This is a genomic window from Roseateles violae (genome assembly GCF_030410485.1).
Taxonomy (GTDB): domain Bacteria; phylum Pseudomonadota; class Gammaproteobacteria; order Burkholderiales; family Burkholderiaceae_C; genus Roseateles_D; species Roseateles_D violae.
This window is the reverse complement of the sequence record NZ_JAUHHC010000002.1, coordinates 230860-245309: the sequence shown is the minus strand read 5'-3', so window position 1 is coordinate 245309 and position 14450 is coordinate 230860. Positions and strand designations below refer to the sequence as shown.

At 69.4% G+C, this 14450-nt stretch carries 9 protein-coding genes; 5 read left to right on the top strand and 4 right to left on the bottom strand.

Features of this window, described 5'->3' with window-relative positions; translation table 11 throughout:
• Positions 1–156 precede the first annotated feature (156 nt).
• The 3 genes from QWJ38_RS06670 to QWJ38_RS06660 all read left to right on the top strand — a co-directional run bounded on the left by QWJ38_RS06670 (position 157) and on the right by QWJ38_RS06660 (position 8462).
• Positions 157–5268 carry a beta strand repeat-containing protein gene (locus QWJ38_RS06670; protein WP_290358278.1) on the top strand — a complete coding sequence of 1704 codons (5112 nt, stop codon included), beginning with the start codon at positions 157–159 and terminating at the stop codon, positions 5266–5268.
• A gap of 123 nt (positions 5269–5391) precedes the next feature.
• A complete protein-coding gene (locus QWJ38_RS06665) occupies positions 5392–7125 on the top strand; it encodes a type I secretion system permease/ATPase (protein ID WP_290358277.1) in 1734 nt (577 codons plus the stop codon).
• A complete protein-coding gene (locus tag QWJ38_RS06660; protein WP_290358276.1) occupies positions 7122–8462 on the top strand; it encodes an HlyD family type I secretion periplasmic adaptor subunit in 1341 nt (446 codons plus the stop codon). Before QWJ38_RS06665 ends, QWJ38_RS06660 begins: the two co-directional genes overlap by 4 nt.
• A gap of 24 nt (positions 8463–8486) precedes the next feature.
• Here the strand turns inward: QWJ38_RS06660 and QWJ38_RS06655 are convergent, their stop codons facing one another.
• Genes QWJ38_RS06655 through QWJ38_RS06640 form a run of 4 tightly spaced genes read right to left on the bottom strand, consistent with a single transcriptional unit; the run spans position 8487 to position 12973 of the window.
• On the bottom strand, positions 8487–9434 hold the full coding sequence (locus QWJ38_RS06655; RefSeq protein WP_290358275.1) for a DUF72 domain-containing protein: 948 nt from the start codon (positions 9432–9434) through the stop codon (positions 8487–8489).
• Positions 9435–9467: 33 nt separating this feature from the next.
• Entirely contained in the window at positions 9468–12059 is a 2592-nt protein-coding gene (clpB, locus tag QWJ38_RS06650; RefSeq protein WP_290358274.1) for an ATP-dependent chaperone ClpB, read from the bottom strand.
• Between the two features lie 48 nt (positions 12060–12107).
• Positions 12108–12497 carry a fluoride efflux transporter CrcB gene (gene crcB, locus QWJ38_RS06645; protein ID WP_290358273.1) on the bottom strand — a complete coding sequence of 130 codons (390 nt, stop codon included), beginning with the start codon at positions 12495–12497 and terminating at the stop codon, positions 12108–12110.
• Positions 12494–12973 carry a molybdenum cofactor biosynthesis protein MoaE gene (locus QWJ38_RS06640; RefSeq protein WP_290358272.1) on the bottom strand — a complete coding sequence of 160 codons (480 nt, stop codon included), beginning with the start codon at positions 12971–12973 and terminating at the stop codon, positions 12494–12496. Before QWJ38_RS06640 ends, crcB begins: the two co-directional genes overlap by 4 nt.
• 130 nt (positions 12974–13103) lie before the next feature.
• Between QWJ38_RS06640 and QWJ38_RS06635 the strand changes: the two genes are divergently transcribed.
• Both QWJ38_RS06635 and QWJ38_RS06630 read left to right on the top strand, forming a co-directional pair.
• Positions 13104–13502 carry a PA2779 family protein gene (locus QWJ38_RS06635; RefSeq protein ID WP_290358271.1) on the top strand — a complete coding sequence of 133 codons (399 nt, stop codon included), beginning with the start codon at positions 13104–13106 and terminating at the stop codon, positions 13500–13502.
• Positions 13499–14437, top strand: a complete 939-nt coding sequence (locus QWJ38_RS06630) for a PA2778 family cysteine peptidase (protein ID WP_290358270.1) — start codon at positions 13499–13501, stop codon at positions 14435–14437. The genes QWJ38_RS06635 and QWJ38_RS06630 overlap by 4 nt, the downstream gene beginning before the upstream one ends.
• Positions 14438–14450 lie beyond the last annotated feature (13 nt).

The following is a 14450-nucleotide window of genomic DNA, read 5'->3' as shown; positions in this document are numbered from 1 at the left end:
CCCGGACGGCCCCGGGACCGAGCCCGCGAATAGGGGCCATCCCTTCCCGCGCTCCGGGGGGAGCGGCGATCTGAGCCCAGGCCTACATTCCGTCACACGTCGAAGGCCAGCACCTGCTTCGGAACCCCGTCACCACGTCCAAAGGATTGAAGACCCATGGCTACCAACACCACGTCGCTTTCCAAAACGCCGCAGGCTGGCGATGACAACTACTACTACACGCAGAACGAACTGCTGGCGTCCCAGCTCTACAACGCGGCCAGCCGGATCGTCACGCTGGATGTGATGTCGAACGACCTCGGCGGCAACGCGAAGAAGCTGTTCTCCATCGATGAAGGCAACGCCGGCTTCCTCAACGATCTGCTGACCAACAACGTCAACACCGGCTGGGAAACGCTGCCCAGCGGCAACCGGATCCAGATCGTCAACGGCAAGATCCAGCTCGACATCAGCCATTCGCTGGGCGGCAAGAGCGTGGAATCGCTGGCCGCCGGCGAGACGATCACCGAGACCTTCGTCTACACGATCCAGCTCGGCAACGGCACCCTGAGCTGGGCCAAGGTCTCCTTCACCGTCATCGGCGCGAACGACGCGACAACCGGTTCGGCGACCGCTCATCTGGCAAACGGCACCGAGGACACCGCCTACACGATTCATGCAAGCGATCTGCTGCAGGGCTTCAGCGATGTCGACGGCGACACGCTGTCGGTCACCGGCCTGACTGCCAGCCATGGCAGCTTGCAGGACAACCACGACGGCACTTGGACCTTCACGCCCGACGCCAACTACAACGGCCAGGTCAATCTCAGCTACAACGTGATTGACGGCCAAGGAAGCAGCATTGCAGCCAGCCAGAGCTTCAGCCTGGCCGCCGTCAACGATGCGCCCACCGGCACCGCCACGGCCGCACTGGCCGCCGGCACCGAGGACAGCGGTTACACCGTCAGCGCCGCCGAGCTGCTGGCCGGCTTCTCCGACGTCGACGGCGACACGCTGTCCGTGTCGGCGCTGACCGCCAGCAACGGCACGGCGGCCCAGAACCCCGATGGTTCCTGGACCATCACGCCCACGGCCAACTACAACGGCCCGGTCACGCTGAGCTACAGCGTCGTCGACGGCCACGGCGGCAGCGTCGCAGCCAGCCAGAGCTACAGCCTGACCGCCGTCGACGACGCGGCCACCGGCTCGCTGGCCGTGACCGGCACGGCCGCCGAAGGCGGCAGCCTGACGGCCGCCCTGACCGCGGTGAGCGACGCAGACGGTGCCACCACCACCGCCTACCAGTGGCAGTCCTTCGACGGCGCGAACTGGAACAATCTCGGCGGCCAGACCGACGCGCAGCTGAACATCGCCTCCGACCAGTCGATGGTCGGCATGACGGTGCGCGTGGTGGCCACGACCACCGACGTGCTGGGCGGCACCACCGATTTCATCGGCGACGCCCAGACCATCGCCAATGTCGATGACCAAGCCAGCGGCTCGCTGGCGGTGACCGGCACGGCCGCCGAAGGCGCCAGCCTGACGGCCGCCCTGACCGCGGTCAGCGACGCAGACGGTGCCACCACCACCGCCTACCAGTGGCAGTCCTTCGACGGCGCGAACTGGAACAACCTCAGCGGCCAGACCGACGCGCAGCTGAACATCGCCTCCGACCAGTCGATGGTCGGCATGACGGTGCGCGTGGTGGCCACGACCACCGACGTGCTGGGCGGCACCACCGATTTCATCGGCGACGCCCAGACCATCGCCAATGTCGATGACCAAGCCAGCTGCTCGCTGGCCGTGACCGGCACGGCCGCGGAAGGCGGCAGCCTGACGGCCGCCCTGACGGCGGTCAGCGACGCAGACGGTGCCACCACCACCGCCTACCAGTGGCAGTCCTTCGACGGCGCGAACTGGAACAACCTCAGCGGCCAGACCGACGCGCAGCTGAACATCGCCTCCGACCAGTCGATGGTCGGCATGACGGTGCGCGTGGTGGCCACGACCACCGACGTGCTGGGCGGCACCACCGATTTCATCGGCGACGCCCAGACCATCGCCAATGTCGATGACCAAGCCAGCGGCTCGCTGGCCGTGACCGGCACGGCCGCGGAAGGCGGCAGCCTGACGGCCGCCCTGACGGCGGTCAGCGACGCAGACGGTGCCACCACCACCGCCTACCAGTGGCAGTCCTTCGACGGCGCGAACTGGAACAATCTCAGCGGCCAGACCGACGCGCAGCTGAACATCGCCTCCGACCAGTCGATGGTCGGCATGACGGTGCGCGTGGTGGCCACCACCACCGATCCGTTCGGCGGCAGCACCGATTTCACCGGCGCCGCCCAGACCATCGCCAACGTCAACGACGCCCCCACAGGCACCGTGACCATCTCCGGCATCGCCGCCGAAGACCAGACGCTGAGCGCCAGCAACACCCTGGCCGACGAAGACGGCCTGGGTCCGATCAGCTACAGCTGGTTCGCCGACGGCAACCAGGTCGGCACCGGCGAAAGCTACACGCTGGGCCAAACCGATGTGGGCAAGACCTTCACCGTCCAGGCCAGCTACACCGATGCCTTCGGCGCCCACGAGAGCGTCAGCAGCGCAGCCACCGCCGCGGTGGCCAATGTCAACGACGCGCCGACAGGCGGCGTGACGATCAGCGGCACGGCCGCCGAAGACCAGACGCTGACCGCCAGCAACACCCTGGCCGACGAAGACGGCCTGGGTCCGATCAGCTACAGCTGGTTCGCCGACGGCAACCAGGTCGGCACCGGCGAAAGCTACACGCTGGGCCAAGCCGATGTGGGCAAGACCTTCACCGTCCAGGCCAGCTACACCGATGCCTTCGGCGCCCACGAGAGCGTCAGCAGCGCAGCCACCGCCGCGGTGGCCAATGTCAACGACGCGCCGACCGGCGGCGTGACGATCAGCGGCATCGCCGCCGAAGACCAGACGCTCACCGCCAGCAACACCTTGGCCGACGAAGACGGCCTGGGTGCGATCACCTACAGCTGGTTCGCCGACGGCGTGGACACCGGCGTCACCGGCGCCACCTACACGCTGGGTCAGGCCGATGTGGGCAAGACCTTTACCGTCCAGGCCAGCTACATCGATGCCTACGGCACCCACGAGAGCGTCACCAGCGCGGCCACCGCCGCCGTGGCCAACGTCGAGGACGAGGCCACCGGCTCGCTGGCCGTGACCGGCACGGCCGCTGAAGGCGGCAGCCTGACGGCCGCCCTGACGGCGGTGAGCGACGAAGACGGCGCCACCTCCATCGCCTACCAGTGGCAGTCCTTCGACGGCTCGAGCTGGAACAACCTCGGCGGCCAGAGCAACGCGCAACTGGACATCGCCTCCGACCAGTCGATGGTCGGCATGACGGTGCGCGTGGTGGCCACCACCACCGATCCGTTCGGCGGCAGCACCGATTTCACCAGCGCCGCCCAGACCATCGCCAACGTCAACGACGCCCCCACCGGCGCCGCCAGCGCTGTGCTCGGCGCCGGCACCGAGGACCAGGCCTACACCGTCAGCGCAGCGACGCTGCTGCAGGGTTTCAGCGATGTCGATGGCGACACGCTGTCCGTCTCCGGTCTCAGCAGCAACCACGGCACGGTCGTCAACAACGGCAACGGCACCTTCACGATCACACCGACCGCCAACTACAACGGCCCGGTCTCGTTGAGCTACAGCGTCATCGACGGCAACGGTGGCAGCATCGCCGCCAGCCAGAGCTTCACGCTGGCAGCCGTCAATGACGCGCCGACAGGCTCGGCCACGGCCGTGCTGTCCGCCGGCACCGAGGACCAGGCCTACACCGTCAGCGAAGCGACGCTGCTGCAAGGCTTCAGCGATGTCGATGGCGACACGCTGTCCGTCTCCGGTCTCAGCAGCAACCACGGCACGGTCGTCAACAACGGCAACGGCACGTTCACGATCACGCCGTCGGCCAACTACAACGGCCCGGTCTCGCTGAGCTACAGCGTCATCGACGGCAACGGCGGCAGCATCGCCGCCAGCCAGAGCTTCACGCTGGCCGCCGTCAACGATGCGCCGACCGGTGCCGCCTCCGCGGCCCTCGCTGCCGGCACCGAGGACCAGTCCTACATCGTCAGCGCAGCGACGCTGCTGCAAGGCTTCAGCGATGTCGATGGCGACACGCTGTCCGTCTCCGGTCTCAGCAGCAACCACGGCACCGTCGTCAACAACGGCAACGGCACGTTCACCATCACGCCGACCGCCAACTACAACGGCCCGGTCTCGCTGAGCTACAACGTCATCGACGGCAACGGGGGCAGCGTCGCCGCCAGCCAGAGCTTCACGCTGGCCGCCGTCAACGATGCCCCGGTCTTCACCTCCGGCACGACCGTCGGCACGATCCGCGAGCATCTGATCAATGCCGCGGCCAATGGCTTCGACTCGACGGCCGTCGGCACCGTCTCGGCCAGCGATATCGAGGGCAGCACGCTGAGCTATTCCATCGTGTCGGACAGTTCCGGCGGCGCCTTCAAGATCAATGCCGGCAGCGGCGCCATCAGTGTGCGCGATGTCTCGCTGCTCGACTACGAGGCCGCCTCGGGCCTGTCGACCGATGGCAACGGCAAGTATTACTCGCTCACCGTCGGCGCCAGCGACGGCTCGACCACCACCACCCAGAGCGTCAAGATCTACCTGACCGATGTAAGCAGCACGGCCACGACCGGCGCGGACAACTACATCGACGGCGGCGTCGGTAATGACAGCTTCAGCATGAACAACGGCAACGACGTGGCCTTCGGCGACGGAGGAATCGACACCCTCAACGGGCAGGGCGACAACGACTTGATCTTTGGCGGGCTGGGCAATGATGCGCTCAATGGCAACAACGGCAACGACACCCTCTATGGTGGCGCGGGGGCGGACACCCTGATGGGTGGCAACGGCGCCGACACCTTCGTCTTCGGTGACGGCTCGCTCGCGGGAACCTTCGATTCGATAGGGGACTTCAGTGTCGGCGACGGTGACAAGATCCACCTGGTCAACGACTATGCGGGGTTGTTCACCGCGCTTGCCAATGGCTCGCTCGCCGCCAACGCCTTCGCCTCCGGTGCCAACCTGACGACGGCCGCCAACGCCAATGTCCGCATCATCTACGACACCGTCACCGGCAATCTCTATTACGACGCCGATGGCAACGGCGGTGGCGCGGCGACCCAATTCGCCACCGTCACCAGCAACGGCAGCAATCATCCAGCCCTGAGTGCAGGTGACTTCCTGGTCGGCGCGGCGCCCGGGCCCTGAAGTGCGCGACCGGGCCGCCCCCGAGTCGCGGGGGCGGCCCGGCGCCATGGCAACCGTTCGTGAACTACGACCATCGGCGCCCGCCCAGCGGGCGCTAGGCTCGGCCTCACCCAAGAGGTGCCGATGAAAACCTTGCTGCCCCTGCTGCGACGGCCGCTGCTCCATGTGGCCGGTCTGTCCTTCTTCGTCAACCTGCTGCTGCTGATCCCGGCGCTGTTCATGCTGCAGGTCTTCGACCGCGTGCTGGCCAGCCAGAGCGGCGAGACCCTGCTGGTGCTGATGCTGGGCACCGGCATCGCGCTGGCACTGCTGCTCGCCTTCGACTACCTGCGTGCGCGCCTGCAGGGCGTGGCCGGCAATATCGTGGCCGAGGCGCTGTCGCCGGCGGTCGCCAAGATCCTCGTCGCGCAGGGCGCGCGGCGTAGCGGCCGCAGCAGCCCCGAGGGTCTGCGCGATGTCGGCGCGCTGCGCGCGCTGTTCTCGGCACAGGGCCTGCTGGCCCTGTTCGATGCGCCCTGGGTGCTGGTCTATGTCGCTGCCATCTGGCTCGCCCATCCCGCCCTGGGTTGGGCGGCCGCCGCCGCGGCCCTGCTGATGCTGGGCCTGGCCCTGCTGAACGACTTCGTCACCCGGCGCGAGATCGAGGCGCTGCAGAAGATCGCCGCCGGCGCGACGCGTTACCTCGAGACCTCGCTGCAGAACGCCGAGATCGCCCAGACCCTGGGCATGACCGACGCTCTGCTGGCCCGCTGGGGCGAGAGGAACGCCGAGGTCGCGGCCCTGCAGCGGCCGGTCGCCAGCAAGACGGTGGCGATGGCCGCGCTGACGCGCACGGTGCGCCAGGCCGTGCAGGTGCTGATGCTGGCGCTGGGCGCCTATCTGGTCATCAGCGGCGAGGCGAGCGCCGGCCTGATGATCGCCACCACCACCCTGCTCGGCCGCGCACTGGCGCCGGTCGAGCAGATCGTCGGCAGCTGGCGCATCCTGGCCGAGGGCCGCGCGGCCTACCGGCGTCTGCAGACGCTGTTCGAGGCGGCCGAGGCCGAGCTCCCGCGCATGGCCCTGCCCGCGCCGAGCGGCAGCCTGCAGGTGAGCAACGTCGTCTACCGCGCGCCGCAGGCCGAGCGCCTGCTGCTGGCCGGTGTGTCGCTGCAGCTGGCGGCCGGCGAATCGCTGGCCATCATCGGGCCCAGCGGTGCCGGCAAGTCGACGCTGCTGCGTCTGCTGACCGGGATCTGGGCGCCCAGCGCCGGCAGCGTGCGACTCGATCGGGCCGATCTGTCGCAATGGCCGCGCGAAGAGCTGGGGCCCTGGCTCGGCTATGTGCCGCAGGACGTGGAGCTGTTTCCCGGCACGGTGGCCGAGAACATCGCCCGGCTCGGCGCCGTCGATGCCGAGCAGGTCGTGCGTGCCGCCCAGCGCGCCCATGTGCATGAGCTGATCCTGTCGCTGCCGGCCGGCTATGACACCGTCATCGATCCGCAAAGCGCCATCGTCTCGCCCGGCCAGCGCCAGCGCATCGCGCTGGCTCGCGCGCTCTACGGCGATCCGCGGCTGGTGCTGCTCGACGAGCCGAACGCCAATCTGGACGGGGCCGGCGAGCTGGCACTGGCCGAAGCGCTGAAGGGCCTGCGCGGCCAGGTCAGCGTCGTCGTCGTCACCCACCGCAGCACCCTGGTCCAGCATGTGGACCAGATCCTGGTGCTGGAGGCCGGCAAGGCCCTGCACTACGGCCCCAGCGCCGAGGTCATGAAGGCCATGCAGGGCAAGGCCGCCAAGCCGCAGGGCCAGGAGCCGGTGAACGGATCGACGAAGTCGCGTGAGACGCCCGCCAAACGCGCCGAGGTGCTGCAATGAAGCTGGCAAGGAATTCCGTGGGCGCGGCGCCGCCGCCGCTGGCCCTGCATCTGGAAGAGGCACAGCGGCTGGCGCGCCGGGCAGCGTTCGTGCTGGCCCTGGGCCTGCTGCCGCTGCTGGCCTGGTCGGCCTTCGCGCCGCTGTCCTCGGCCGTCGTGGCCGGCGGCTTCGTCAAGGTCGATCTGGACCGCCGCGTCGTCCAGCATGCGGAAGGCGGTACCGTGCGCGAGGTCAGGGTGCGCGACGGTCAGCATGTCGCCCAGGGCGAGACGCTGCTGGTGCTCGGTGATGTCTCGGTCGATGCCGATCTGAATCGGCTGAACTACCGCGTCGCGGTCGAACGCGCCGGCCTGGCGCGGCTGGAAGCGGAACAGCTGCTGGCGAGCAGCTTGCAGTTCCCGGCCGAGCTGCTGGCCGCCGCCCGGGACGATGCGCGCCTGGCCGAGCAGCTGGGCAAGGAGCGGGCTCTCTTCAACGCGCGCCGCGAGGCGCTGACCGGGCAATCGCAGCTGCTGCGCGCGCAGCAGGCCAAGGTGGCGCAGGAAGTCGTGGCGCTGAAGGCGCAGATCGCACAGGCCGGCAAGGCCCTGCAGCACCAGACGAGCGAGCTCGAGAGCAACCGCCAGCTGGTCAAGGACGGCTTCATCTCGGCCACCCGCATCACCCAGCTCGAGGCCGGCATCGCCGACTACGGCGTCAAGCTCGAGGAGCGCAGGTCGGAGCTGGCCCGCGCCGAGCAGCGCCTGGTCGACGCCGATCTGCGCATCAAGGCGCTGGAGAGCGACTACCGTCAGCAGGCCAGCGATCAGCTGAAGATCGGCAACGCGCGCCTGGCCGAGATCCAGCAGGAGCAGCGCAAGAGCACGGACGCGTCGACGCGCCAGGTCATCGTCGCCCCGGTCGCCGGCGAGGTGATCAATCTGAAGTTCGCCAGTCCCGGCAGCGTCGTCTCGCCGCGCGAGCCGATCGCCGACATCGTGCCCAGCAACCCGCGCCTGGTGGTCGAGGCGCGCATCCGCACCGAGGACATCAGCCGCATCCAGCAGGGCCAGGCCACCGACATCCGCTTCACCGCCTTCAAGTACCGGACGACGCAGCTGATCGAAGGCAAGCTCATCTACATCGCTTCCGACCGGGCCGTGGACCGCGTCAGCAACCAGGCCTATTACGTGGCGCTGATCGAGGCCGACGCGGCCGCGCTGGCCCAGCACGGCGAGATGAAGCTGCAGGCCGGCATGCCCGCCGAGGTCTATATCAAGGGGGAGGCGCGCACGCCGCTGCAGTACCTGCTCGAGCCGGTCACGCAGGTGATGCGCCGCGCCGGACGCGAGCGCTGAGCCCCCGCCCCCGCGGGCCGTCGATCAGGGCCGCCGGCGCGAGGGCCGCAGCTCCGCGGGCGGCACGAAGCGGTCCGTCTCGTCGAGCCCGGTCGGCAATCCCAGGCGCGCGGCCAGATGCGCGGCGTCATAGGGCGCGTGGACCTTCACGTCGTTGTCGAAATAGCAGAACACATCGCGGCTCGCGCGCTTGCGCGGCGGCCTGTCCGGCGCGGCCAGCCTCGCATCGGCGGGCTGCCCGCCGTGCCGCCAGCTCGCTATGCGCGCGGCCCAATGCTCGAGCGCCGCGTCGCCGTAGCCGCTGGCATAGAGCTCCTGGTCGCCATGCAGGCGCAGATAGACGAAGTCCGCCGTCAGGTCCTCCAGCAGCGGCCAGCGGCCCGCCGTGTCGGCCGTCACCAGCGCGATCCGGTGCCGGCGCAGCAGTGCGATGAACTCGGGCGTCGCAAAGCTCGGATGGCGGATCTCGACCGCGTGGCGCAGCCGCCGCAGGCCGCGCGCCTCCAGCCAGACCCGCGTGCGGTCCAGGCTGTGCTCGCGGGCCAGCGTCAGCGCCTCGGCCGGCTCGTGCGGCAGCAGCGCGAAAAAGGCCTCGAAGCGCTCGGCATCGAAACGCATCGCGGGCGGGAACTGCCACAGCATGGGCCCCAGCTTGTCGCCCAGGGCCAGGGGCCCGGAGGCCAGGAAGTTGGCCAGCGGCCGCCGCACCTCACGCAGCCGGATGCGGTGGGTGATCAGCCGCGGCCCCTTCAGCGCGAAGACGAAATCGTCCGGCGTCTGCGCCGCCCAGTGGCGGTAGAAGGCCGGCGCCTGCAGGCTGTAGAAGGAGCCGTTGATCTCTATCGTCGGCAGCATGCGCGAGGCGAAGTCCAGCTCCAGCCGCTGCGGCCATCTGGGCGGGTAGAACACGCCGCGCCAGGGCGCGTAGCGCCAGCCCGAGATGCCGATGCGAACCACGCCCGCCGCTGCCATGCCCGGCAGCGGCAAGCGCTGTTCCCGTCATGCTCAGTGCACGACGCGGCTGAACGAGAACTCGCCGTCGACGACGTCGACCGGGATCACGTCCTTGGGGCCGAAGCGGCCTTCGAGGATCAGCTTGGACAGCGGGTTCTCGACGCGCTGCTGGATCGCCCGCTTCAGCGGCCGCGCGCCAAAGGCCGGATCGAAGCCGACCTTGGCCAGCTCGGCCAGTGCCTCGTCGCTGACGAGCAGCTTCATGTCCAGCTTCTCCAGCCGCTGCTCCAGGCCCCGCAGCTGGATGCGCGCGATCGCGGCGATGTTCTTGTCGTCCAGCGCGTGGAAGACCACCGTCTCGTCGATGCGGTTCAGGAACTCGGGCCGGAAATGCGTCTTCACCTCGCCCCAGACCGCCTCGCGGATCAGCTCGTCCGGCTGGCCGGCCAGCGCCATGATGTGCTGCGAGCCGAGATTGCTGGTCATCACGATCACGGTGTTCTTGAAGTCGACCGTGCGGCCCTGGCCGTCGGTCAGGCGGCCGTCGTCGAGCACCTGCAGCAGCACATTGAACACGTCCGGATGCGCCTTCTCGACCTCGTCGAGCAGCAGCACCGAATAGGGCTTGCGCCGCACTGCCTCGGTCAGCGCCCCGCCCTCCTCGTAGCCGACATAGCCGGGCGGCGCGCCGATCAGGCGCGAGACCGAGTGCTTCTCCATGAACTCGCTCATGTCGATGCGCACCATATGGTCCTCGCTGTCGAACAGGAAGCCGGCCAGCGCCTTGCACAGCTCGGTCTTGCCGACGCCGGTCGGGCCCAGGAACAGGAAGGAACCGGTCGGCCGGTTCGGGTCCGACAGGCCTGCGCGTGAACGGCGGATCGCATCGGCCACGGCCGTGATCGCCTCGTCCTGGCCGACGACGCGCTCGTGCAGCTTGGCTTCCATCTGCAAGAGCTTGTCGCGCTCGCCCTGCATCAGCTTGGCGACCGGGATGCCGGTGGCGCGCGCGACGACCTCGGCGATCTCCTCGGCGCCGACCAGGGTGCGCAAGAGCTGCGGGCGATCGGTGCCGGCCTTGCCGGCCTCCTTGGCCTGCGCCTCCTGCAGCTTCTTCTCCAGCTTGGGCAGGCGGTCGTACTGCAGCTCGGCCAGCTTGTTGAAGTCGCCCTTGCGCTTCAGGTCCTCGATCTGCTGCTTGATGCGGTCGATCTCTTCCTTGACGTGGGCCGAGCCCTGGGCCTGCGCCTTCTCGGCGGTCCAGATCTCTTCCAGATCGTCGTACTCGCGCTGCAGCTTCAAGAGCTCTTCCTCGATCAGCGCCAGGCGCTTCAGCGAGCCCTCGTCCTTCTCCTTCTTGACCGCCTCGCGCTCGATCTTCAGCTGGATCATGCGGCGATCCAGCCGGTCCATCACCTCGGGCTTGGAGTCGATCTCGATCTTGATCTTGGCGGCGGCCTCGTCGATCAGGTCGATCGCCTTGTCGGGCAGGAAACGGTCGGTGATGTAGCGGTGGCTGAGCTCGGCCGCGGCGATGATGGCCGGGTCGGTGATCTCGACGCCGTGGTGGACCTCGTACTTCTCCTGCAGGCCGCGCAGGATGGCGATCGTCGCCTCGACCGAGGGCTCGTCGACCATCACCTTCTGGAAGCGCCGCTCCAGCGCCGCGTCCTTCTCCACGTACTTGCGGTACTCGTCGAGCGTGGTCGCGCCGATGCAGTGCAGCTCGCCGCGCGCCAGCGCGGGCTTCAGCATATTGCCGGCATCGATCGCGCCCTCGGCCTTGCCGGCGCCGACCATGGTATGGATCTCGTCGATGAAGACGATGGTCTGGCCCTCGTCCTGGGCGACTTCCTTCAGCACGCTCTTCAGGCGCTCCTCGAACTCGCCGCGGAACTTGGCGCCGGCCAGCAGCAGGGCCATGTCCAGCACCAGCACGCGCTTGTTCTTCAGCGAATCGGGCACCTCGCCGTTGACGATGCGTTGGGCCAGGCCCTCGACGATCGCCGTCTTGCCGACGCCGGGCTCGCCGATCAAGACCGGGTTGTTCTTCGAGCGGCGCTGCAGCACCTGGATCGCGCGGCGGATCTCGTCGTCGCGGCCGATCACCGGATCGAGCTTGCCCAGGCGGGCGCGCTCGGTCAGGTCCAGCGTGTATTTCTTCAGCGCCTCGCGATTACCCTCGGACTCGGCGCTGTCCACCTTCTGGCCGCCGCGCACCGCTTCGATCGCGGCCTCCAGCGCCTTGCGCGTCAGGCCGTGGCCGCGCGCGATACCGGCCAGATCGGTCTTCGCATCGGACAGCGCCAGCAGGAACATCTCGCTGGCGATGAACTGGTCGCCGCGCTTGCTGGCCTCCTTCTCGGCCGCCTGCAGCAGGCTCACCAGATCGCGCCCGGCCGTCACCTGCTGGCCCTCGCCGTGCACCTGGGGCAGGCCGGCGACGACGGTGTCGACCGCGGTCTTCAGCGCCGGCAGCTTGACGCCGGCGCGCTCCAGCAAGGCCTTCGGGCCCTCGTCCTGAACCAGCATCGCGAGCAGCAGATGGGCCGGCTCGATATACGGGTTGTCGCGGGTGACGGCCAGGCTCTGGGCCTCGGCCAGCGCCTCTTGGAAGCGGGTGGTGAACTTATCGGGACGCATGGATGGGAACCTCCGTTGCCAATCCAGATAGGAGCTGCGCCCGCAAATTCAAGTGGCGGCCAGCAGCCCCTGCATCAGCCTCAGCCCGAGGTAAGCGCTCAGCAGCGCCCCCAGCACATGGGCCAGCGTATGGGTCAGCGCCCAGCCCAGCGCGCCGCGCTGCAGCAGGCTCAGCGACTCGCCCGAGAAGGCCGAGAAGGTTGTCAGCCCGCCCAGGAAGCCGGTCACCAGCAGCAGCTTCAGCAGTTCGTTGGGCTGGCGGCCGAACCATTCCAGCGCCATGCCGATCAGCAGGCCGCCGACCAGATTGACCAGCAGGGTGCCCAGCGGAAAACCGGCCCAGCGGGCGTTGAACAGCAGGCCGGCGCCCCAGCGCGCCAGCGCGCCGACGCTGGCGCCGGCCGAGACCGCCGCGGCTTGCACGAGCCAGCCACTCATGAGGCGTTGCTGCCGTCGATGCCCCAGCGTGCCAGCGCCGCATCGTCGGCGCTGCGCGCGTCCACCCATTGGGCGGCGCCGTCGCTCAGCTGTTCCTTCTTCCAGAACGGCGCCTGCGTCTTCAGGTAGTCCATCAGGAACTCGCAGGCCTGGAAGGCCTGGCCGCGATGCGCGGAAGCGACCAGCACCAGCACGATCTGATCGCGCGCCTGCAAGTAGCCGACGCGGTGGATGACCCGCGCGGCGCGGATGTCGAAGCGCTCGAAGGCCGCATCGATCATCGCTTCGATCGCCGCCTCGGTCATGCCCGGGTAATGCTCGAGCTCCATGCCGGACAGCGCCTGGCCCTGGCTGATCTCGCGCACGGTGCCGACGAAGCCGACCACGGCGCCGATGCCGCCATCGTCGCGGCGCAGCGCGAGGCTTTCGGCGCCGAGGTCGAAGTCGTCGGTCTGGATGCTGACTCGCGGATTCATGGCCGCATTGTGGCAGGCGCTGGCGCCCGATTGTCAGCAGCGCCGCAGGCTTGTCGCCAGTTGTAAGAAGCGCCCAAATGGGCCCCGCGCGGCCCCTACACTGCGCGGTTTTTTTTCGACGCCCATTTCCATGCAGACCACCGTCCAGCGCCTGATCGCCACCACCCTGATCGTTTCCTGCTCGCTGCTGCCGCTGCAGGCCAGCCACGCGGCGATCGTGCCGACCGAGGCTGCGCTTGCCTCCGCCGCCGCGGCCGATGCCGATGCGGGCCGCGCGACCGTCAAGGCCTTTCTGGCACGCGAGGACGTGCGCGCGGCGCTGCTGCAGCAAGGCGTCGATGGTGAGGCCGCCCAGGCCCGCGTCGATGCGCTGAGCGATGCCGAGATCGCCGAGCTGGTCGGCCGCGTCGAGCAGGCGCCCGCCGGCGGAGAGGTGCTGGGCCTGCTGTTCACCGTCTTCATCGTGCTGCTGGTGACCGACATCCTCGGCCTGACCAAGGTTTTCCCTTTCACCCGCTCGCTGCGGTGAAAGCGTCCGGCGCCGCGCTGACGCTGGCGGCCGCGCTGCTGGCCGGCTGCGCGAGCGCGCCGCCGCAGCTGCAGCGGCTGAACGCCGACTGGCCGGCCGCGCTGCCGCCGCGGGTCGAGCTGACCGAGGCGCCCTTCTTCGCCCAGGACGAGCATCAATGCGGGCCGGCCGCGCTGGCCATGCTCTTGCAGGCCGCCGGCGTGGCAGTGACGCCCGCGCAGCTGCTGCCCGCCGTGTATCTGCCGGGCCGCCAGGGGTCCCTGCAGCAGGAGCTGCTGGCCGCCACACGCCGGCACGGCCTGCCGGCCTACCGGCTGGCGCCGCAGCTCGATGCGCTGCTGCGCGAGCTGGCCGCCGGCCATCCGGTGCTGGTGTTCCAGAACCTGTCGCTGCCGGTCTACCCGGTCTGGCATTACGCGCTCGCGATCGGCTACGACCGCGCGCGCGGCAGCCTGATCCTGCACAGCGGCCGCGAGGCGCGCAGCGAGATCTCGCTCGCCGCCTTCGAGCGGACCTGGGCGCGCGCCGGCCATTGGGCCCTGCTCGCGCTGCCGCCCGAGCAGCTGCCGGCGACGGCCGGGCCGGCGGCGGCGACCGAGTCGCTGGCCGCGCTGGAGCGGCTCGATGCGGCCGCCGCGCGGCGCGGCTATGCGGCGGCGCTGGGGCGCTGGCCCGCGGAGCCGCTGCTGCTGCTGGGCGCCGGCAACAGCGCCCATGCCGGTGGCGATCTGGAGGCCGCGGAGGCCGCCTACCGCGCTGCGGTCCAGGCCCGGCCCGGCCTGGCCGATGGCTGGAACAATCTGGCCCAGGTCCTGATCGAGCTGGGCCGGCCGGACGAGGCGCGTGCGGCGATCGAGCACGCGCTGGCGCTGGGCGGACCGCGGCAGGCCGCCTATCGCGAACTGGCGCGCCGGCTTCCCCGGCCCGCGGGATAGCGACCGCGCCCGC